At 44.0% G+C, this 19,377-nt stretch carries 25 protein-coding genes and 2 pseudogenes; 12 read left to right on the plus strand and 15 right to left on the minus strand.

All coding sequences use genetic code 11. The annotated features are described in order from the left end of the window. Positions 1 to 51: 51 nt before the first annotated feature. The 3 genes from L3V45_RS10240 to L3V45_RS10250 form a co-directional block, all read right to left on the minus strand. Complete coding sequence (locus L3V45_RS10240) at positions 52 to 1,182, minus strand: conserved virulence factor C family protein (protein ID WP_003153614.1); 1,131 nt, start codon at positions 1,180 to 1,182, stop codon at positions 52 to 54. A gap of 68 nt (positions 1,183 to 1,250) precedes the next feature. Next, on the minus strand, positions 1,251 to 1,859 hold the full coding sequence (locus L3V45_RS10245) for an HD domain-containing protein (RefSeq protein ID WP_003153612.1): 609 nt from the start codon (positions 1,857 to 1,859) through the stop codon (positions 1,251 to 1,253). Positions 1,860 to 1,870: 11 nt separating this feature from the next. Further along, positions 1,871 to 2,353 carry a glutathione peroxidase gene (locus tag L3V45_RS10250; RefSeq protein WP_015388087.1) on the minus strand — a complete coding sequence of 161 codons (483 nt, stop codon included), beginning with the start codon at positions 2,351 to 2,353 and terminating at the stop codon, positions 1,871 to 1,873. A gap of 284 nt (positions 2,354 to 2,637) precedes the next feature. Here L3V45_RS10250 and metA point away from each other — a divergent pair, with 284 nt between their 5' ends. The 4 genes and pseudogenes from metA to cspD all read left to right on the plus strand — a co-directional run bounded on the left by metA (position 2,638) and on the right by cspD (position 5,332). Continuing rightward, complete coding sequence (gene metA / locus L3V45_RS10255) at positions 2,638 to 3,543, plus strand: homoserine O-acetyltransferase MetA (RefSeq protein WP_014305265.1); 906 nt, start codon at positions 2,638 to 2,640, stop codon at positions 3,541 to 3,543. A gap of 224 nt (positions 3,544 to 3,767) precedes the next feature. After that, positions 3,768 to 4,910 carry a diglucosyl diacylglycerol synthase gene (locus L3V45_RS10260; protein ID WP_003153606.1) on the plus strand — a complete coding sequence of 381 codons (1,143 nt, stop codon included), beginning with the start codon at positions 3,768 to 3,770 and terminating at the stop codon, positions 4,908 to 4,910. Positions 4,911 to 5,004: 94 nt separating this feature from the next. After that, a pseudogene (locus L3V45_RS10265) lies at positions 5,005 to 5,116 on the plus strand (hypothetical protein); the annotation flags it as partial. A gap of 15 nt (positions 5,117 to 5,131) precedes the next feature. Further along, positions 5,132 to 5,332: a cold-shock protein CspD gene (gene cspD / locus L3V45_RS10270; RefSeq protein WP_003153604.1), complete on the plus strand. Its 201-nt coding sequence runs from the start codon at positions 5,132 to 5,134 to the stop codon at positions 5,330 to 5,332. Positions 5,333 to 5,383: 51 nt separating this feature from the next. Here the strand turns inward: cspD and L3V45_RS10275 are convergent, their stop codons facing one another. Continuing rightward, positions 5,384 to 5,566 carry a hypothetical protein gene (locus L3V45_RS10275; protein WP_003153585.1) on the minus strand — a complete coding sequence of 61 codons (183 nt, stop codon included), beginning with the start codon at positions 5,564 to 5,566 and terminating at the stop codon, positions 5,384 to 5,386. A gap of 161 nt (positions 5,567 to 5,727) precedes the next feature. On the opposite strand from L3V45_RS10275, the gene L3V45_RS10280 reads away from it, so the two are divergent. Next, a complete protein-coding gene (locus tag L3V45_RS10280; protein WP_003153583.1) occupies positions 5,728 to 5,985 on the plus strand; it encodes a DUF2564 family protein in 258 nt (85 codons plus the stop codon). A 26-nt stretch (positions 5,986 to 6,011) separates the two neighbouring features. On the opposite strand, the gene L3V45_RS10285 is transcribed toward L3V45_RS10280, so the two are convergent. Continuing rightward, positions 6,012 to 6,194, minus strand: coding sequence for a zinc-finger domain-containing protein (locus tag L3V45_RS10285; protein ID WP_003153581.1), 183 nt, complete (start codon positions 6,192 to 6,194; stop codon positions 6,012 to 6,014). Positions 6,195 to 6,196: 2 nt separating this feature from the next. Then, on the minus strand, positions 6,197 to 6,868 hold the full coding sequence (locus tag L3V45_RS10290) for a ribonuclease H family protein (RefSeq protein WP_024085518.1): 672 nt from the start codon (positions 6,866 to 6,868) through the stop codon (positions 6,197 to 6,199). Positions 6,869 to 6,949: 81 nt separating this feature from the next. On the opposite strand from L3V45_RS10290, the gene L3V45_RS10295 reads away from it, so the two are divergent. From L3V45_RS10295 to sspL, 3 genes are read left to right on the plus strand one after another with little or no spacing between them, the layout of a single operon-like run. Beyond that, the gene (locus L3V45_RS10295; protein ID WP_003153578.1) at positions 6,950 to 7,630 is read left to right on the plus strand and encodes a queuosine precursor transporter; all 681 of its coding nucleotides are present in this window, start codon (positions 6,950 to 6,952) and stop codon (positions 7,628 to 7,630) included. A 6-nt stretch (positions 7,631 to 7,636) separates the two neighbouring features. Then, the gene (locus tag L3V45_RS10300) at positions 7,637 to 8,029 is read left to right on the plus strand and encodes a reverse transcriptase-like protein (protein WP_003153577.1); all 393 of its coding nucleotides are present in this window, start codon (positions 7,637 to 7,639) and stop codon (positions 8,027 to 8,029) included. Between the two features lie 51 nt (positions 8,030 to 8,080). After that, the gene (gene sspL, locus L3V45_RS10305; RefSeq protein WP_079005148.1) at positions 8,081 to 8,209 is read left to right on the plus strand and encodes a small, acid-soluble spore protein L; all 129 of its coding nucleotides are present in this window, start codon (positions 8,081 to 8,083) and stop codon (positions 8,207 to 8,209) included. Between the two features lie 5 nt (positions 8,210 to 8,214). Here the strand turns inward: sspL and L3V45_RS10310 are convergent, their stop codons facing one another. The 7 genes from L3V45_RS10310 to L3V45_RS10340 all read right to left on the minus strand — a co-directional run bounded on the left by L3V45_RS10310 (position 8,215) and on the right by L3V45_RS10340 (position 15,281). Next, positions 8,215 to 9,102 (minus strand): 5'-3' exonuclease, encoded by an 888-nt coding sequence (locus tag L3V45_RS10310; RefSeq protein ID WP_003153572.1) that lies wholly within the window; start codon positions 9,100 to 9,102, stop codon positions 8,215 to 8,217. A gap of 95 nt (positions 9,103 to 9,197) precedes the next feature. Further along, complete coding sequence (locus tag L3V45_RS10315; RefSeq protein ID WP_003153570.1) at positions 9,198 to 9,341, minus strand: hypothetical protein; 144 nt, start codon at positions 9,339 to 9,341, stop codon at positions 9,198 to 9,200. A gap of 76 nt (positions 9,342 to 9,417) precedes the next feature. Beyond that, positions 9,418 to 9,675, minus strand: coding sequence for a YpbS family protein (locus L3V45_RS10320; RefSeq protein WP_003153568.1), 258 nt, complete (start codon positions 9,673 to 9,675; stop codon positions 9,418 to 9,420). 67 nt (positions 9,676 to 9,742) lie between these two features. Next, on the minus strand, positions 9,743 to 13,324 hold the full coding sequence (locus L3V45_RS10325) for a dynamin GTPase (protein WP_236836953.1): 3,582 nt from the start codon (positions 13,322 to 13,324) through the stop codon (positions 9,743 to 9,745). A 182-nt stretch (positions 13,325 to 13,506) separates the two neighbouring features. Then, positions 13,507 to 13,602, minus strand: a complete 96-nt coding sequence (gene fbpC, locus L3V45_RS10330; RefSeq protein WP_025284905.1) for a Fur-regulated basic protein FbpC — start codon at positions 13,600 to 13,602, stop codon at positions 13,507 to 13,509. A 72-nt stretch (positions 13,603 to 13,674) separates the two neighbouring features. Beyond that, positions 13,675 to 14,181, minus strand: coding sequence for an isoprenylcysteine carboxyl methyltransferase family protein (locus tag L3V45_RS10335; protein ID WP_003153565.1), 507 nt, complete (start codon positions 14,179 to 14,181; stop codon positions 13,675 to 13,677). Then, positions 14,181 to 15,281, minus strand: a complete 1,101-nt coding sequence (locus L3V45_RS10340) for a type III polyketide synthase (protein ID WP_024085520.1) — start codon at positions 15,279 to 15,281, stop codon at positions 14,181 to 14,183. The genes L3V45_RS10335 and L3V45_RS10340 overlap by 1 nt, the downstream gene beginning before the upstream one ends. A 165-nt stretch (positions 15,282 to 15,446) precedes the next feature. Between L3V45_RS10340 and L3V45_RS10345 the strand changes: the two genes are divergently transcribed. Beyond that, positions 15,447 to 16,055, plus strand: coding sequence for a GNAT family N-acetyltransferase (locus L3V45_RS10345; RefSeq protein WP_003153561.1), 609 nt, complete (start codon positions 15,447 to 15,449; stop codon positions 16,053 to 16,055). A gap of 29 nt (positions 16,056 to 16,084) precedes the next feature. Here the strand turns inward: L3V45_RS10345 and L3V45_RS10350 are convergent, their stop codons facing one another. Further along, a complete protein-coding gene (locus tag L3V45_RS10350; protein WP_014305272.1) occupies positions 16,085 to 16,393 on the minus strand; it encodes an MGMT family protein in 309 nt (102 codons plus the stop codon). 221 nt (positions 16,394 to 16,614) lie between these two features. Here L3V45_RS10350 and L3V45_RS10355 point away from each other — a divergent pair, with 221 nt between their 5' ends. Further along, the gene (locus tag L3V45_RS10355; protein ID WP_003153557.1) at positions 16,615 to 16,878 is read left to right on the plus strand and encodes a hypothetical protein; all 264 of its coding nucleotides are present in this window, start codon (positions 16,615 to 16,617) and stop codon (positions 16,876 to 16,878) included. Positions 16,879 to 17,223: 345 nt separating this feature from the next. Then, positions 17,224 to 17,795: pseudogene (locus L3V45_RS10360) on the plus strand (DUF421 domain-containing protein). Between the two features lie 203 nt (positions 17,796 to 17,998). Here L3V45_RS10360 and L3V45_RS10365 read toward each other — a convergent pair. After that, entirely contained in the window at positions 17,999 to 18,565 is a 567-nt protein-coding gene (locus tag L3V45_RS10365) for a cysteine hydrolase family protein (protein ID WP_236836957.1), read from the minus strand. 372 nt (positions 18,566 to 18,937) lie between these two features. Between L3V45_RS10365 and L3V45_RS10370 the strand changes: the two genes are divergently transcribed. Next, the gene (locus L3V45_RS10370; protein WP_003153555.1) at positions 18,938 to 19,213 is read left to right on the plus strand and encodes a hypothetical protein; all 276 of its coding nucleotides are present in this window, start codon (positions 18,938 to 18,940) and stop codon (positions 19,211 to 19,213) included. Positions 19,214 to 19,377: the final 164 nt, after the last annotated feature.

A 19,377-nucleotide genomic window follows, 5' to 3' on the forward strand; every position in this document is an offset into this window, starting at 1 on the left:
TTATAAAAAGTGAATTCAAATAAAAAAGGTGCATGGCGCACCTTTTTGTTATCACTGTTCTTTTTTTCTGCTTTCAGTCATCTGTTTCCAGACTGAACCTTTCGCCTCTTCTCCGTGCTCAATCCGTTCAATCGCCATTTTGACTTGCAGGCTGACTTCGAATTCCGGATCGTCTTCCGCCGCTTTTAATGCTTCCAGCGCGCTTTCATCGCCGACTTCATATAAAAACATGGCCGCGCGCCAGCGCACGAGCTTGCTTGAGTCACTGAGCGATTTCATCATAGCCGGGATGGCGCTCGCATCGCCGAGATCCGACAGACAGTCACCCGCCGTCCTTCTGACCGTCACCGTTTTGTCTTCAAGCGCTTTGTATAACAGCGGAAGCACAGACGGCTTTTCGATCATTCCCAAATAAACGACGGCTTGTCTTCTGATCGAAGTCTTCGGATCATGCAGCGCCTTTTCCAATACTGGTAAATCGTCTTCATCCGGATCCATTTGCTCAAGATGGGCATAGCGCTGTTTCCAGTCTTCATCATCGAGCATTTCCAAAGTCACTTTATAAGCTTTCCGCTGCACTGCCGGTTTGGCCTCACCCTTTTGCTGTACGGCTGCTTCTGTCAGGCGTTTGAGCCGCTCATCACTGTAGGCGGCCTGAAGCTCTTCTGTGACATCGTGTCCGATTTCGGTAAAATCCCCGAAGCGCACGCCTTGTTCTTTCCAAGCCCGCTCAAATACAACATTTGAAGCTTCGGAACGCAGCTTTAAGATGGCTTCTTGGAAACGTTCCGGAAGGCCGAAGCGCTCTTCACGTTCGCCGTCCGTCAATTTGACCTGCATCGGGATTCCGCTGAACATTTGTACGAAAACCTTCACTTCACCGAACGATTCCTGTTCAGAACGGCTCTCAGACTGCTCCGTATGTTCCATTCCGAAAGCGGAACGGACCTGAGGCAGAATGTCCTTCCAGTCAAAACGGGCGTTTCTCTCCACAGCCAGGAAATCGGCAACGTGATAAACGCCCTTTACTCCTTCAATGTTTAAAATATCACGTACGACGGCCGGAGCATCATCTGCCTGATCGGGCTTGTAATTGTTGCTTTTCCCCGCCGGAAGCTCTTCAGTCAAAATCACTTTCATCGTGTTCGGACTCGGCGTCGGTTCTATTGATTTAATCTTCATATTGGTCCTCCTATGCGCAATCTGACACTTATTCTAACATAGTCGGCACAAGCGTTCTATTGCGCCGCTTAGCTTTTGCCGATGCCGGCCTCTTTTTGGATACGGGCGGCGAACTGCAAGAGAAATTGATGCCGCTCCTCTGCTAAACCGGCCCCCGCTTTTGTATTCATCAAGCCTTTAAGCTTGATTAATTTATCCTCTATATGGGCCAGTACACTTGTTTGAGTTCCGTACATCGGGTGACCCTTAGCGCCGGCAAACATAAAAGCCCTGCCGATGCCCGCTGCGCCGATCGCATCAAGCATGTCTGCATCCTGAACAACTTTCCCCTCCAATGAAAGCGGCCGCTTTATCAGCAGTTCCCTGTGTCTGAATGACATTCTCGTGATGATATCCGCGATCTCCTCAATGGAGCCAGCCGCAATGTTGAAAGCAGCCAGCCGTTCTGTCACTTCGCCTGCCGTCAGCCTTTCGCTTTTTTCGAGCTTGGCGTCAATCAGATCATGAACCAGCGCGGCCGTCTCAGTGATAAATAAGTCGGCGCCTTCTTCTTTTGCCATATAAACAGAAAGTGTTGCGACCCGGGAAATATGAAGCCAGTCATGGCCCGTACGTTCATTGATAAGCTTTTCTCTGACCCAATTCCTGACGCTTTCCAGCTGCTCTTTTTCGTTCACCGTATCACCTCTTATCGGGCCAAAAGCCTCTGCACCGTATCTTCAAGCTCTTTTGGGTTGACGTTCGGTGAAAAACGCCCGTTGACTTCACCGTTTCGGTCCACGATAAACTTAGTGAAATTCCATTTGACCGCTTTTGTGCCGAGCATCCCCTTCGCCTGTTCCGTCAGATATTTGAAGAGAGGATGAGCGTCTGCCCCATTGACATCAACTTTCGCAAACATCGGGAATGTGACTCCGTAGTTTTTCACACAGAACTCTTGAATTTCCGCTTCGTTTCCAGGTTCTTGGTTCATGAATTGGTTGCAGGGAAATCCCAATATTTCAAGACCTTCCTCCCGATATGTATCATAGAGCTCCTGAAGCTGCTTGAGCTGGGATGTAAACCCGCATTTGCTTGCTGTATTCACAATGATCATCACCTTGCCTCTGTAAGCCGATAGCGTCATGTCTTCGCCTGTTATGGTCCGTACGTTTATATCGTAAATTGTCATCTGCGGCCCTCCTTTTTACATTCTTCATTTATTTTACCTGTTTTACACTGCAAAACAAACGGTAACCGCTTTTTCCTTCCACTTAACGGAAAACGTATTTTTCGAGGAACCAAACGGCTCTTTACCCGTCATAATAAAAGAGCCGCTCCGAATTTATACCCATTTGCCGCTTTTATCCCTGTCATTATGCGTTAAATGCGGTTTATTACGCCGGGATGGATTGAAAAATGGCTTAAAAATTTCTATAATGAAGAAAATTAACGGGGAATAACGGAGGTGGCATGTTGCCTATTAATATACCAAATCACCTGCCCGCTAAGCAGGTGCTTGAAAGTGAACACATCTTTGTAATGGATGAAAGCCGGGCTTTTCATCAGGATATCCGGCCGCAGAAGATCGTGATTTTAAATCTGATGCCGAAAAAAATCCAAACGGAAACCCAGCTCCTCAGGATGCTTGGGAATTCACCTTTACAAGTTCACTTTACGTTTTTAATTCCGAGCACACATACTCCAAAAAATACGGCAAGGCAGCATCTGGATGAATTTTATACGGATTTTTCCAGCATCCGCCACAAACGGTTTGACGGAATGATTATTACCGGGGCTCCGATTGAGCACCTGCCGTTTGAGGATGTTTCTTACTGGGAAGAATTGAAGGAAATCATGGAATGGAGCAAAACGAACGTCACTTCAACACTCCATATCTGCTGGGGCGCTCAAGCCGGTTTATACTATCATTACGGCATTGAGAAAGTGGAGCTGCCGAAAAAAATCTTCGGTGTGTTTGAGCATACCGTTCTTAAAAAACATGAGAGATTGGTAAGAGGATTTGACGAGCTATACTATGTGCCACACTCACGGCATACAGATATTAATACGGAGCAGCTGCAATCGGCTTCGGATCTGAATGTGCTCAGCGTTTCAGAGGAAGCGGGGGTCTGTTTAATCGTTTCAAAAGACGAAAAACAGATTTTCTTAACGGGTCATCCGGAATATGATACCGATACGCTGCTTCAGGAGTATGAGAGAGACATAGAGAGAAATCTTTCAAACGTAGAAGCTCCTAAGCACTATTTTGCGCCCGGCGGGAAAGAACCTGTTAACCGCTGGAAAGCTCATGCAACGTTATTGTTTATGAATTGGCTGAATTATTACGTATATCAGGAAACTCCGTATGAATGGGATTAATTTTTGTTTTAAGTGATACGGTGACAAAAATATGATAAAATACTCTTGATTCAGTATGCGTATAACAAAACTTTAAAATAATGGAACATATCAATTAAATTTAGTTTAAATATGTTGGCGCGCTTATTATAAAATGATGCACTTGTGTTATGTTTATCTATAGACAATAACTCCTTACGATGCATGAAGCTTGCTTGTTGTTGATTACATTGAGGTGAATTTACTTGAATACCAATAAAAAAGTATTAATTTTGACTGCAAATTACGGAAACGGGCATGTTCAAGTGGCCAAAACGCTCTACGAACAATGTCTGCGTCTCGGCTTAGATGTGACGGTTTCCAATTTGTATCAAGAGTCAAATCCGATTGTTTCAGAGGTTACTCAATACCTTTATTTAAAAAGCTTCTCAATCGGGAAACAGTTTTATCGTTTGTTTTATTACGGAGTTGACAAAATCTATAATAAACGCAAATTCAATATTTATTTTAAAATGGGAAATAAACGTTTAGGCCAGCTCGTTGAAGAGCATAAGCCGGACATTATTATCAATACATTTCCGATGATTGTCGTACCGGAATACAGACGGAGAACCGGAAAAGTGATCCCGACGTTCAACGTTATGACCGATTTCTGCCTTCACAAAATCTGGGTTCATGAAAATGTTGATAAATATTATGTCGCCACAGATTACGTAAAGGAAAAACTGATTGAAATCGGCACTCACCCGAACAACGTAAAGATCACAGGCATTCCCATCAGGCCTCAATTCGAGGAATCGATGCCGAAAGAGCCGATTTATAAAAAATACAATCTCTCTCCCGACAAAAAAGTTCTTCTTATTATGGCGGGAGCGCATGGTGTGCTGAAAAACGTAAAAGAACTGTGCGAAAATCTCGTTCATGACGATCAGGTGCAGGTTGTGGTGGTATGCGGCAAAAACAGCTCGCTGAAAGAATCCCTCAGCAGCTTGGAAGGTGACAATGCCGACCGGCTGAAAGTGCTGGGTTATGTAGAAAGAATTGACGAGCTGTTCCGTATTACGGACTGCATGATCACAAAACCAGGCGGCATCACACTGACGGAAGCGACGGCGATCGGCGTACCCGTTATTTTGTACAAACCGGTTCCCGGACAGGAAAAGGAAAACGCCATTTTCTTTGAAGATCGCGGTGCGGCTGTCGTGGTCAACCGCCACGAAGAAATTTTAGAGTCTGTCACCTCCCTTCTTGCGGATGAGGAGAAGCTGAACCGGATGAAGAGCAATATTAAAAGCCTTCACCTCCCCAACTCTTCTGAAGTCATTTTGCAGGACATTATAAAAGAATCTGAAATGATGGCCGGGAAGGCGGATATGGCATTATCGTAAAAGAAAAGCACACGAACGATTCGTGTGCTTTTTGTTTTTTTCCGGTTAAGCTTTGTTACTGGAAAAATAAAGATAAAAAATAGGGAGCGGCCGCTTGACGCCCGCTCCCATATGGTGTATAGTTGAACCATCATTTAACAACGTTTACATACGTACGGTTGGATGATGACAAAATTTTTTTTAGCACGAAGGTGCTACAGTACTAGGAGGAATTAAGCAATATGCAAAACGGTAAAGTAAAATGGTTCAATAACGAAAAAGGATTCGGCTTCATCGAAGTTGAAGGCGGAGACGACGTATTTGTTCACTTCACTGCTATCGAAGGAGAAGGATACAAATCATTAGAAGAAGGACAAGAAGTTTCTTTTGAAATTGTCGAAGGTAATCGTGGACCTCAAGCTTCTAATGTTGTAAAACTCTAAACTCAATACATGTTGATCAGATGACAAATAGAGGAGAGGCGTATGCCTCTCCTATTTGATTGCCGTCTGAATCTCAATTGCGACAAGATTCTGCTTACAGCGCTGCTCGATTTCTTCAATTTGTTTCTCCATTGACGGCATTCCTTTTTTCGCCATTTCCGCTAAACTTCCCAAATCACCGTATATTTCTTTAAATGTCTGCTGAAGGATTGTTTTTAAATCATTATCATTCACGGCTGGTTTTTCCCTTCTCTCCCAAGATACCCTGAATAATAGTAAATAAGCCCTAATTAATCAGGTTCAATAGTTATATCGGCTTATTTTCTATATTTTTTTCTATTTTCCGTACATATTTCTAAAAAAAATCTCCAAACTATTTGCGGAGGTGTTTTTTAATGGACTCTGAATTTTTTCCAAACGGACTGACGGATAAACGCCAGCTTGAATTAGCGGTGGAAACGGCCCAGAAAACAACGGGAGCGGCTACCCGGGGCCAAAGTTCAACTTTGGTGGAGTCTGCTTACCAGGCGATTCAGGATGCCAGAACGATGTCACAATCCAGTGAACTGCAAGCTCTCGACCAGGATTTTCTGCAAAAGCAGCGAATGCTTCTCGACGATTGCCAGCATCAGCTTGATGAATTCGAAAAATAAAACCGCAGAAGCTGCGGTTTTATTTTTTATTGATTTGTCAGCACCTTGCCGTAGGCTTTCAGCTTCTCCCCCACCGTGCATTGGTTGATGCAGAAAGAATGAGCGTGCGTTTTTCCAAACTCTTTGCGGAAATGCTTTTTTACGAAACAGTCTTTGCAATATTCATCCTGAAGCTCTGTCAATTCTTTATAAATGCTTTTTTTATCCAATATCAGTCATCTCCGTTACCTTCTAATGTTATGCGGCTTTCAATCTGCCGGTCCGAGAGAATTTTTCTGGCAAGGTCATCCGCTTCTTGATTTTCCTTTCGGTTTACGGCTTCATATGTCGGTGTCAGCTTTAAGGATTCGAGCAGCGCTTCAATTTTATCCAGCCATTCGTTTTGCGTTTCATCATAACACGGCCAGCTGCCGTCAAGCTGATGCAAAACGACGAGGGAATCCCCTCTTATCGTGATTGAATTTCTGCTTGCGCCAAGTTCCTGCACTTCCTTAAGCGCTTCGTACAAAGCGGCATATTCCGCCTCATTGTTCGTCTGAAGCGTTAAGCTTTTGTTTTTCCGTATGCGATGCCGCTTGCCGCCGAGAGAATAATACACGACAATTCCGAGTCCGGCGCGTCCGCTTGTTTTGTCAAAGCCGCCGTCGAAATACACTGTAATGTCGTCAGGTTCGTACGCAAGTTCTTCAGTAAGCTTTTCTAATTCTTTAAGCGTCCAGCTCGCGCCTTTTTCATCCTCAAAATAAATGTCTTTTATATAAGGAAAGCGGCTGACTTCTCTTGCAAGCATGCGCGCTTTCGGAACGGTCAGCCAATCTTCGGAAAAAAACGCGACAGGGCCTGTTCCTTTTGCTTCTATTTCGATATACGGCTTAAGATTCATTGAAATCACCTTACCATTCATTAGTTGACGGGCGTGTGCTATAATCAAACCATTCTCAAATTGAAAGGAAGTCAGCAGGTTTTGTTTAACGATGTGTTATGGATCTTATTTGCGGTCATTCATTTTATCATTGTTCTTCTGTTTTATAAAGGATTTGGCAAAACGGGCCTATTCGTATGGATCGGTTTCGCCACGGTGTGCGCCAACTTGCAGGTTGTCAAAACAGTTGAGCTGTTCGGGCTTACGGCGACACTAGGAAATATCATGTACGGCACCGTTTTCTTCGCAACGGATGTGCTGAATGAAAAATACGGTCCCAGAGAAGCGCGCAAAGCCGTCTGGCTCGGCTTTTCCACTTTGCTCGCTTTGACATGCGCCATGCAGGGGGCTCTTTTATATAAACCGGCTGCGTCAGATATCGCGCAGCCTGCCCTTGAGACGATTTTCGGTTTTCTGCCGCGTGTTGCACTCGGAAGCCTCTTGGCTTTTATTTTCAGCCAAACGATAGATGTTTATGTATATTCAGCCATTCGGAGAATCTTTCCTTCAGACAGGCTTCTCTGGCTCAGAAACAGCGGAAGCACGGCGCTCAGCCAGCTGCTGGATACATTTATCTTCACTGCCGTGGCCTTTATCGGCGTTTATTCCGCGGGCGTATGGTTCAGCATCTTTATTTCGACTTACCTGATTAAATTTGCGGTATCACTCATTTCTGTCCCTTATGCGTATGCGGCAAAACGAATGACACCGAAGGGAGAGTGACGGATGATGCCTGCTGAAATTTACGTGGACGGTGCAAGCGCCGGAAACCCGGGCCCCTCCGGTATCGGTATTTTTATTAAACATGACGGGAAAACAGAATCTTTCTCAATTCCGATCGGCGACCATTCAAATCAGGAAGCTGAATTTCTCGCTTTAATTGAAGGAATGAAGCTGTGTGCCGCCCGCGGATTTGAGTCCGTGTCATTCCGGACGGATTCAGATATCGTGGAGCGGGCCGCGGAACTTGAAGCGGTTAAAAACAAGGCTTTCCAGCCGTTTGTGGATGAAATCATCCGCTTAAAGGCCGGATTTCCATTGTTTTTCATTAAGTGGATTCCCGGCAGACAAAACCAAACAGCCGATCAGCTCGCAAAAAAAGCGGTCCGGCTGAATAAATAACCGGAATGAAATTGCGTTTCACTGTTCATCCTACAAATGAGGTGAACAGCTATGAGAAAAGAAAATAAAGGCCGGCAGACCGGGGGCGTGAATCCTCAGGGAAATATGGAAGGAAATGCGCATAAAGACCCGAAATCAGCCCTTGAAAACAACGCAAAAAAAAGCAATACAAAACGCTAGAGGGATCAGCTGATCTCTCTGGCGTTCAGCTTTTCGAGCATTCTTTCAATTCCTTTTATCTGATGGCGTCTGAGCATTAAGGATGCTTCTTCCATCTTCAATGAAAAAATCGCTTCTTCAAGCGTACAGACTAACGGCACCTCGCAATGTATTTCAGCAAGCTGCCTTGACAGCTCCAATTCTTTCAAGCTTTGCTGAATTTTCGTTTGCTGGCCCTTCGGCAAGAGAGCGAGGCTTTCTAATAACCGTTCTATGTTTTCGTATTCACGGATCAGCTTGTACGCCGTTTTTTCCCCGATCCCTTTAACGCCGGGATAGTTATCGCTCGTGTCTCCCATCAGCGCCTTAATGTCAATCAGCGCTTTTGGCGGAACCCCCGTTTCTTCTCTGAATATCTCATCTGTATATACCTTATAATTGCCGATACCCTTTTGCAGCAGCGCTACTTGAACTTGATGATTCAGCAATTGAAGCAGATCTTTATCGCCCGTTACAATCGTAATTTCCGCTTCTCCGGAAAATAGGGCAGAAAGCGTACCGATACAGTCATCCGCCTCATAGCCTTTTATGCCGATGTTTAAAAAACCGAGCTCTCGCGCTGCTTCTTTCGCTAAATCAAATTGCGGAATCAGCTCAAGCGGCGGTTCGCTTCTGTTGGCCTTATAATCTTGAAACAAATCATTGCGGTACGTTTTGCTTCCCATATCCCAGCAGCAGACGACATGTGTGGGCTGAAATGTATCAACCGCCGTAATGAGATGCTTTAAAAAACCGTTGACGCCGTTTGTCGGGATTCCGTTTTCATTTATCATAAAATTGCGATGAACGGCCGTCGCGAAAAACGAGCGGAACAAAAGCGCCATGCCGTCCACGAGCAGTAATTTGTTATTCATATATCGAAACTCCTTTTTTTATTCAATGTTCCTATTTTACCAAAGAAGGCGGTAAAAAAACAGCATCCCCCCATTTGGAAGATGCTGCCGTCACGTTACTCACCGTGTCTTTTATTGCTTGCCATCAGCTTTTCAGCTTCACGGCCGGCATAAGAATCAAATTTCTGTCCGAAACCGTTTTTCTTTTTGGCATTGTTATTCTGCTGAGCATTTCTGTTTCCCAGTTTTGTTCTGCCCATTGTCATATCCCCCCTTAGAGAAGATACGGATAGTATGTACAGCAAGCGCTGATGACACACGCGGCAGGTTCATCCATTACTGTCTGCTGACGAATTCTTTCACCATCTCTTCACTTACGAATCGTCTTTGCGGCACGATGCCCTTTTTCGCCAGCTGGTTCATTTTTGCGGTAATGCCATTGATGGCATCTGTCGTGAACGGTTCATTCTGTCTGCATTTTACAATGGCTTCTTCAATGGCCTGTTCACGCTGGTAGTCAAGCTGTACAAATGTTTTGACGTGCTGATGCTGTTTTGCGGAATGTGCTGAAATTGCTTTATGGACTTCTGACATAAAAGGTTTCATCTCGCTTTTTTCATTTTAGTCTACCACGACTGTTATCTGCCCGCCAACCGGATTTTTAAATTTTCAGCATTTCATCTTTCTTTTTCCATGCTTTTTCGGCTTCGTAAAGGTGTTCAATTTCCCTTGCACTTGTATTTTCCGCAAGACCTTGTAAATAAGTGTCCCGCTGGTCGCGGATCTGGGACAGGCTTTTATCCGCCATGTCTTTTTGCAGACGGCGCACCTGCTCAGTATATCGCTCTGAAAGGCTTTCTTTCTCCTGCTCAAGCCACTTTTCCGTCACTTTTTGCAGGCTGAGCCTGAGCCCTTCCACAAATGCTCTTTTTCCGTTCTGTTCAAAAAACTGCTTCGGCGATTTAACTTCTTTTATGTGATGTGTGAATGCCGAGACGTCAATGACCGGAGCGACCTCTTTCAGCTGAACGGCAAATTCGTTTTCGGCGCTCACATATATGGAGAAATCTCCGTCTTCCATAAGTTTCTTCTGACAGTTTTCCATCCATTCCTCAGTCATATGGCGCTCAATAAAACCGGTCATCCGGATATCGAGCGTTTTCAGCTCTTGAATATATTCAAAACGGAATTCTTTGAGCGCTTCATTCAGCGCCGCTGCTATATTTTGTTTCCAATCGCCGTTTTGAAGGCCCGGATGGAAGGCGGTTTTCAGCATATCATTCGCATAAAACGTCAGGCGATGTTTAATGTGATAGAGCTGTTCTTCCGTATCTTTCATCACCTTTCGAATGATGACCTCAGACGTACGGCGCTTTGAAATGTCAGCGAGAGCTTTTTCATAGGAAGACTCCAGACGCTGTTTCTTTTTCTCTTTTTCTCCTGCCGACTGGTGAAGAGATTCGTGAAGCTGTTCCACCATATCGCACAATTTGTCCGCCTCTGTTTTCAGCTGGGCGCAGCTGGCCCTCATTACATCTTCCTCAATAAAGTGCTCAAGTCCGGTTCTTACATCAGAGAACCTGTTATAAAAAGCTGCTTTTTTACCCGCAAGCTCTTCTTTACTTGAGACATGATATAATTTCGGCCGGTTAATTCCCTCTTTTGAGAGTTCTGAGCGGACATAGTCTTTGACTGTTTCCAGCTCGCTTTCGGTTTTGGCCAGATCGGCGGCGTTAATGACAAAAAACATTTTATCCATGCCGAATGATTCTTTGACTAGGCCGAGTTTCTTCAGAAAAGACCTGTCTCCTTTTGAAAAAGAATGCTGATAGTACGTCATATAAAAGAACGCGTCAGCATCTTTTATATATTGAAAGGCAAGTTCCGTATGGCGCTTGTTTATACTGCTTGCTCCCGGCGTATCAACAATTGTGATGCCTTTTTGCGTGAGAGGCGAATCATAATACACGGTGACTTCTTTTACGCAGCAGGCCGTTTTTTCTTCGGCTGCATACGGTTTTAAATCTTCCACCGGCACCGTCAGTGTCAGCCTTTGACGGATCTGTTCTTCATACGTATCAAACGCCTGCAGCATCGTCTGAATCACCGGGATAAGTTCATCCGGAACTTTTCCCTTTTTAATGGCATAATTCCATCTCTCTTTCAGTGAACGCCCCTTTACATCAGCGTCTTTCAGCTCAGTCAGCTGAAGCATTTCAGCGTCCAGATCCTCCTCCGTCTTAAAAACGATCTCCGCAGATTTATGCGGTTTGCCGGCTTGCGGTTTCGTTATTTTGTTGATCGTAGCCGTTGTGGGCGTCGGTGATGACGGAAGCACGTATTCACCGACAAGCGCATTTGCAAATGATGATTTACCGGAACTGAATCCGCCGAATAACGCCAAGGTAAACTGGCGGTTTTCAAGCCGCTCAATCCTGCTTCGAAAGGCTTCTGCCTGTTTTCCTAATATGCTCGAGGATTCAAGAATCCCGGCAAGCTCATAGAACCGATCAGTCTGCTCTTTTATAGGAAGTTCCTTCATCGCATTTTTTTCGGGTTTGTTTACTTCATACTGTACATTCTCTTTTGGTTTCTCTTTTTGAACGGGCGCTTTTGCAAGGCGTTTTTTTCGCGTATACCAGTCGCCGCTTCCCGTATCACAGGTCAATTCTTCTTCCCACAAAGCGCGGACCCGGGCTGCTTTTTCCAAGGCATTGCGTTCTTCTTTTGCCGATTGCGCGAGCTCATCCCTTATCTTCTTTTCTTTTTCGAGCCGGTTTTTCAAGTTCTCAATGAGCGGTCCGTTTTTTGCCTGAACATAAGCGGTCAGCTCCTCAATGAGTTCCGCTGTCTGTCTTTTGGCTTCCCTTCTGATCATCTCAGCGAGGTCTTTCGTATAAGTTAATACGTATTCAGATGAAAAGGCCGCTCCCTGCTTAAGGGCCTGAGCGGTGATATCATCAGAAAGCGGTGTGCGGTACGCCTGGATTTTCTTGATCAGTTCGTCCGAATCCGCTTCATACCGCTTGGCCGCTTTCGTAAATGTGTCGATAATGTGCCAATCCGCTTCCCCTTCCGTTCTTTTTTTAATATCGGCAAAAAATTCAGCATGCCTTCTCTCTTTCTCCTGAGCCGTTTTCGCTTTTGAAAAGAATAATCCGGTTTTAAATGAGGGCTGCTGTGATTCAATATAAGCAGATGCAAGCTCCCTCATCTCAAAGGGTGTCAAATTAGCGTTTTGCAATATGTTCTGCACGTCTTTTCTGATGTCTTTCTCTGCTGTTTCAGCCTGTTGAACGGCTTTATTAAGCTCATCTTCAACAGAACGGACAAGTGCTTCTTGTTTGTCAAACTGCTCTCCGCTTCCGTTTTTATCATCTTTTACGAGCATCTCTGTATGCTCTTTGACTAAGTGTGCGACTTTTCTCTCCGTTAAGGACCATAAATTTGTTTTTGCCTGCTGTTTCAGCTTCTGCAGATGTTTTTTCAGCTGTTCCATGCCGTTTAAAGGATGGTCAGGCTCAGTGACAGACGTAAAGAAAAGCGATTCTTTCGGTATTCCCGCGCCTTCAAGCATATCTTCCACCTGCCTGCGGTACTCTTCAAACTTCGTTTCAGTTTCATCATGCCTGTCAATTTGGTTGACGATCAGAAACAAATTCGGAATACGGTCTTTGATGGAGCTGAGAAACAGCATATTTTCTTCTGAATGAACGTGATTATAATGAACGACGTAAAATAAAGCGTCAGCCTGATGGAGAACCGAAGCGGCAGATAAAAAATGCGCTTCGTCCGTCGAATCAATTCCCGGTGTGTCAATGTAGGCCGCATAAGGCTCTGACTCCTTAAAGCCGGCATAGACTTCCACCGTTTCAATTTGCTCACCGTCTTTACAGAATTGCTGCACTTGTTTTTTATCGTAACTTCCTTTAATTTCTGCATAAGCCCCGTCCGTCGTATGAAGCACGACTTTATCTTCACCGTGCCGGATGACAACGAGGTTGGCGCTTGTGGGAATCGGGCTTGTCGGCAGTATGTCTTCACCGAGCAATGTGTTTAATAAAGAGGACTTTCCGGCCGAATAATGCCCGGTAAACGCGATATAAACCTCTTCATCAGCCGCTTTTTTCATAATGGCCGCGAGCTGATCGGCCCGTTTTTCATCCTGGTGATCCAATAATTGTACGTATAAGGCACCCGTTCTGCTGAAAATCTCCCTGTTATGGCGTTCTTCTTCTGTCATGTGTCTTAACCCCTTTGTGTCTGTCGCATCAAATGACGTTTTCATTTTTAGAAAGCTCTGAAAAAAACCTCTCCCCCATTTTACACAAGAATGGCCCACTTTTCTTCAGGAAACGTAAAAAAGCCGCCGATATCGGCAGCTGATAAAGAAAAAACACCCGCGGCATTAAAAACCGCAGATGTTTAAGAAGACATCGATTTATTCGAAACTTTTTTCAATACGAAACCAATCAAAACACTGTATGTACAAACGGCTGCAAATAAAAATAACATTGTCATTTTCGGCACCACCTTGAATGAGAATCATTTTCATATTTACATCTTATCATGAGTGAGAATGATTTTCAATCTCTATTTTGCGGTGTTTTCTTCTAGCGCTTTCTCTTCGGCGCGAATCCTCACAGTGAGCATGCAGGCATTGAGAATCGAAAAGAGAAACAGTGTCCAATACGCTCCGTATAACAGCGGCAGAAAAATAAATTCTAAGATGACGACCGCGTAGTTCGGGTGCTTCATCCACCTGTACGGCCCCTTTCTGACAAGCTCCGCATCCGGCACGACAAGAATTTTCGTATTCCAATACCGCCCTAATGATAATAGAGCCCAATACCTGATCCCCTGTACAAATAAAATAATACATATAATGGCGGCCCACCTTGGAGAAAGCGTTTTTTGAAACGCCGCCACCTCAGCTGTAAGAGAGACAAAAAAGAGCACGTGCATCAGGACGAGAAAGGGATAATGTCCTTCTCCGTATTCGACTGCGCCTTGCTTTTTCACCTTCTGCTCATTGCGCCGGGCCACGATCATCTCCGCAATCCGCTGGGCCGCAAGCAGCATGATAAACAGCCAAAACATTAAGAAGCCCCCTTTTCCCAGCTGAACAGCAAAAGCTCAGACGAAAATCCCGGCCCGAGAGCGCCGATCAGCCCTTTTTCGTTTTCTTTCTGCCGGCCGCGGAGCAACTGTTCTTTTATCACATGAAAAATAGTTGCGGAAGACATGTTCCCATGTTTTTGCAGCACCTTCCGAGATGCCTCCAGCTGACCGATGTCCATTGAAAGACTCGTTAAATAGGCGTCAATGATCTTTTTCCCGCCTGGATGGGCAAGAAAGGTTTTAATGTCGTGAGGACCGACACCATATTCTATTAAAAATTCATCAACATTGTCCTTCAGCCACTGTGAAACCAGGGTGGGAATATCTCTTGAAAAAATGACTTGAAAACCGCTGTCGGTGAATTCCCAGCCCATCACATCTTCCGCATCCGGCATCATCACCGATTGAGTGGCGAATATCCGCGGAAGAAGCGGCTGTTTGACGCCGTTTCGGTTCGCCTTTTCTCCTCCGACTAGTACTGCGGCAATGCCGTCCGCAAACAGGGAAGTTCCGATTAAGTTGCTTTTTGACTTGTCGTTCGGCTGAAACGTTAAGCTGCAGAGTTCAGCCGCGATGACAAGCACGTATGCTTCAGGATATGCGCGGCAGTATTCGTACGCCCTGGACAGGCCGGCCGCTCCGCCCGCGCATCCTAAGCCCCAGATCGGTATCCGTTTTGTTTTCGCAGAAAACGGCAGCTGATTCATCACTTTCGCTTCAATGCTGGGTGTCGAAAGCCCGGTGCTGGAAATAAAAAAGATCGCATCCACTTTTTCATAAGGAAAGGGATTTGTTAAACAATCCGGGTTTGTTAAACAATCAAGTGCCGCATCCGCACTGTGCTTAACGGTTTCTTCCGTATACAGCCGGTTCTTTTCTGAAAAACCCCGCGCCGTTTTATACCATTCAATCGGCCGGACAAACTGCCTTGATTCAATTTCGCCGTTTTGAAAGGCTTTTAACAGCCGGTCAATATCCTTAAATGAATCGGCAAACATCCCTCTCGCAAAATCCGCCGCCGTTTCTTGCGAGACATGATATTCCGGAATGCTGGTTCCGACCGATAACACATATGCCATGCCCATCACCTCTTCACATAAAGGTTTCCGCTTTTTTCCTGAATGTATGCATAAGTTTGAATCGAGGATTTCACTGACATGCCCTTTTAATTTAAAATTGGCCCTTTTGAATGATAAGCCGCTCGACTATACTTGATCCATTCATAAAAAAAGGTTGTGATAAGAATGCTGAAGCCCGTCATTCTTAAAGGGTCACTCGTTCAGTTAGAGCCGATGACGATTGATCACACTCAGGCACTTTGTGAAGCTGCTTCAGAAAATAGGAGGACTTACGCTTACACCCATGTTCCTGACGGAATCGAAGAAACAAAGCGTTATATTGAACGTGCGCTTTCCGATTATGAAAAAGGACTTGCATTGCCATTTGCAGTACGGAGTCTTGAAACAGAGCGAATCATCGGAAGCACGCGGTTTATGGATGCGGAAGTGTTTACGCGGCCGGCGGACGCAGCCCCGGAAGTGTGTGAGATCGGCAGCACATGGTATGCCTCTGCCGTACAGCGGACCGGTGTCAATACGGAATGTAAACTTCTGTTGCTGACCCATGCGTTTGACGCGTGGCAAGCTGTCAGGGTGACGCTGAAAACCGATGTTCGCAACCAGCGCTCACGAACTGCGATTTTGCGGATCGGTGCCCAATTTGAAGGGATCCGCCGCGCGCATATTCCGGCTGTCGACGGCGGCCTCAGAGATACCGCCTACTACTCCATTCTTCGGGAGGAATGGCCTTATATCCGGCAAAACCTTTCTGGCCGGCTCGCAGCATATAACTGAAAAACCTGCCGATATATACGGCAGGTTTTTTACATATTCGGATCATGGACGTATAAATTGAGATCGATCCGTCCGTCTGACGTGACCGCTACGCCCTCAGCTTCAAGAGACAGCTTCTGTACAGAAAACATCTCTTCATCTCTTAATCCGATTTCACCCTTTGCATTGATGACCCTGTGCCAAGGAAGACGATGCTTTTTACTCATGGAGTGAAGAATCCTCACAACCTGCCTCGCTCCCCGCGGACTTCCCGCAAGACCGGCAATTTGACCATACGTCATCACTTTTCCTTCAGGAATCTGTTTGATAATGGCTACCGCCCGTTCCGTAAATGTCATGTAACTCCTCATTTCGCAAGAGCAGATGATTTTCGAGAAAATCATCTGCTTCCTGATCTTATTTTTATAGATGATAATTGCTTCATCATCATACTTATTACATCTCTGCGTTTAAATAGATTATCTGTTTGTTCACAAAAAATTAACAAAGATAGGCATGTACATGTTTAACATAATATGTAATAATACAATTGTATTAAAAAAGAAAAGGAGTGTTTGCAATGAAAATGAAAAAAGCTTTAGCCGGCTCAGCCCTATCTCTCGCTTTACTCTGTTCTGCCGCCCCTGCTTTTGCCGCAGGTCCTGCTGATACACCTTCTGCAGAAAGCAAAACGAAGGAAGTATCTGCTTTGGCGACGTTCATACTTAATGGTTATGGCCCTGATTATCCTACTTCAATTTACCGGAATGGAATCACCTATTATTTAGACAACATCACCTTCCATGGTGCTGATGGCACTTGGACAGCCGTCTACAAAAGCTGATTTTTCATGACGGCGGAATGATTGTCTCAAGTAACAACTAAAAAGCTGCTAATATAAGGGGGCTTTGCCCCTTTTTTTAGTTTCACTCCATTTTATAATTGATCCAGCATATAGCACCTAGGTGCGTAATTTTATTACATCCGATGATCATTATTAGTTGTAATGTTTCTGCTTTTAGACGCAAAAACACATAAACTAAAATTCTCTCCCGCGTGTCTATCCAAAAGCCGAGTCTCAACTCTATCAATCCAGAACATTTTATCGACGCCTGAGTTCCCCAGCTAACGTTAAGAAACCTCTTACTTGCTCTTTCATTTTTGATAAAACACAATCCAGGGTGATAACATGAGATTTGCTTGGGAAGAATTAATTATAATTGCATTCGGAATGATTTTACTGAGAATTTCAGGGAGAAAATCCATTGCACAAATGACCATCGCACAGACAATGGTGATGATTTCAATCGGTACGATTATCGTTCATCCCATTTTAGAAACCAGTTTATTAAAAACATTAATCGCTGCGTCTATCCTTTTAGTGCTTTAATGTTGATGGAATGGTTTCAAGTAAAAGTTAACTGGATTGAATTTTTTTTAACCGGAAAATCTAAATTTGTTATAGAAGACGGCCAACTCAATATAGAAAACTTAAAGAAGCTGAGACTGACAGCAGATCAACTCGAAATGCGTTTAAGGCTTCTTGGCATTTCAATTAAATATGCCACTTTAGAAGCTAATGGACAATTAGCCTACGAATTAAAAGATGACTGTAAGCCTTTAACCATCAAAGATCTTAAAAATGTGACCGACCCAAAAAGTCTTAACAAAGAGCCTCAGCCACAAAAAGATGATCAAGCCAATCTATTCGAGGAAATCAAAAGACACCAGACTCAGCACAAGCCAAAAAATCTTGAATAATTCGCTGATTAGTAAAACCTTTTGTTATTCAAAACCGAAGCCGAATCAGACCGTTAACCGCGCCGATCATTTTTTACCAGCCCGTTTTTCAAGAAACAAAAAAACATCTGAAGCAGATGCCTTTTTTCAGACGAGATCCTTGTATGCGCCTGAATATGCTTTTCAGCCGCTATACCCACCGCCGGCCTTAGCCATAATGTTAATCAGTTTGTTTTTATAAAATCATTGATTAATTGATCAGTCGTTAATATTGTGGCAAATTCGTCATGCAATGTAGCCAGAGATATATTGTGAATAGTCTCGGCATCATAATATGTATCATTTTGGTCTTTCATTCCGAAGGCTGCTGTTGCATCTGAAATGAGGTAGGTATCAAACCCTAAATTACCGCTCATTCTTGTAGTTGTTGAAACACAATGGGGCGTAGTCAAACCAGTTATTACGACAGTTGTTATATCATTTGATTTTAAAATCTCTTCTAGATTAGTCCCGATAAAGCTGCTGTTTACTTTCTTGGTTATAATGACCTCTTTATCCATAGGTTTAACGATTTCCTTTATAGCAACCCCCTCATTTTTTGGATAAAATAAAGAACCAGGTTTATCAGAAATATGTTGTATGTATATGACTGTCCATCCTTTTTCTCTCCATAATTTCAGTATTTTACTAATTTTTTTTTCCGCTTTTACGTTATTTCGTTCTCCCCATTTTTTATCATCGAAAGCTTTTTGTACATCCACAATGATTAAAGCTTTTTTCTTTTCTGCCACCAGATAACCTCCTATATTGAAAATTAGTATTTATAACATTTTAAATAAAGTTTTTACTTTTGTACAATTGTTTCAGTTTTAAATTTCATATCACACCTTTCCCGTTGGAAAAGCGCTGGAATAGCTAAAGCAAACACTCACTCAAAGGCTGCAGCTCACCAGAGGACAGCAATAATCAACTCTTTTTCTCTATATACATATCAGTATCCTGAAATAAGCTTCAACAGCGGATGAAAGGATTGCCCCCTTTGCCATCTACTCCCCTAACAAAATTCACGCTGCGCTCACAAAATATTAACAAATAATCCCTTGGTTATTTTTGCATTTCATGTAATAATACAAGTGTATCGAAAAAACAAAGGAGTGTTTAAAATGAAATTGAAAAAAGTTTTAACTGGTTCTGCCTTGTCTCTCGCTTTACTCGTTTCCGCTTCCCCTGCTTTTGCATCCAGCCCTGGCAATACAAATAGCGACTTAACTCAAACAAAAATTTCGACACAAGCGACCAAAGATTCTTTTACAATGGATTACCTTCATAGATGGGATATCCCAAATACAACTGTTAAAAATGGTGTTACTTATTACCTTAAGAAAGTAGAGATAATCGAAGGGTTCTATCGCGCAACTTTTGAAGGATGGATTAATTAGAAGAAGGGGCTTTCCCTTCTTTTACTCTCTTTTGTAAGGATCGGTGCACAAGACACTCCCCCTCAGCGCCCATTCTGCAGTTGCACTTCGGCATCGGGCATTTCATTCCATGTCTAAACCAAGTTTCGTGTCATCACCGTCCGAACAATGATATTCGTTTATGA

It is taken from the genome of Bacillus sp. R45, assembly GCF_021729365.1.
GTDB classification, from domain to species: domain Bacteria; phylum Bacillota; class Bacilli; order Bacillales; family Bacillaceae; genus Bacillus; species Bacillus velezensis.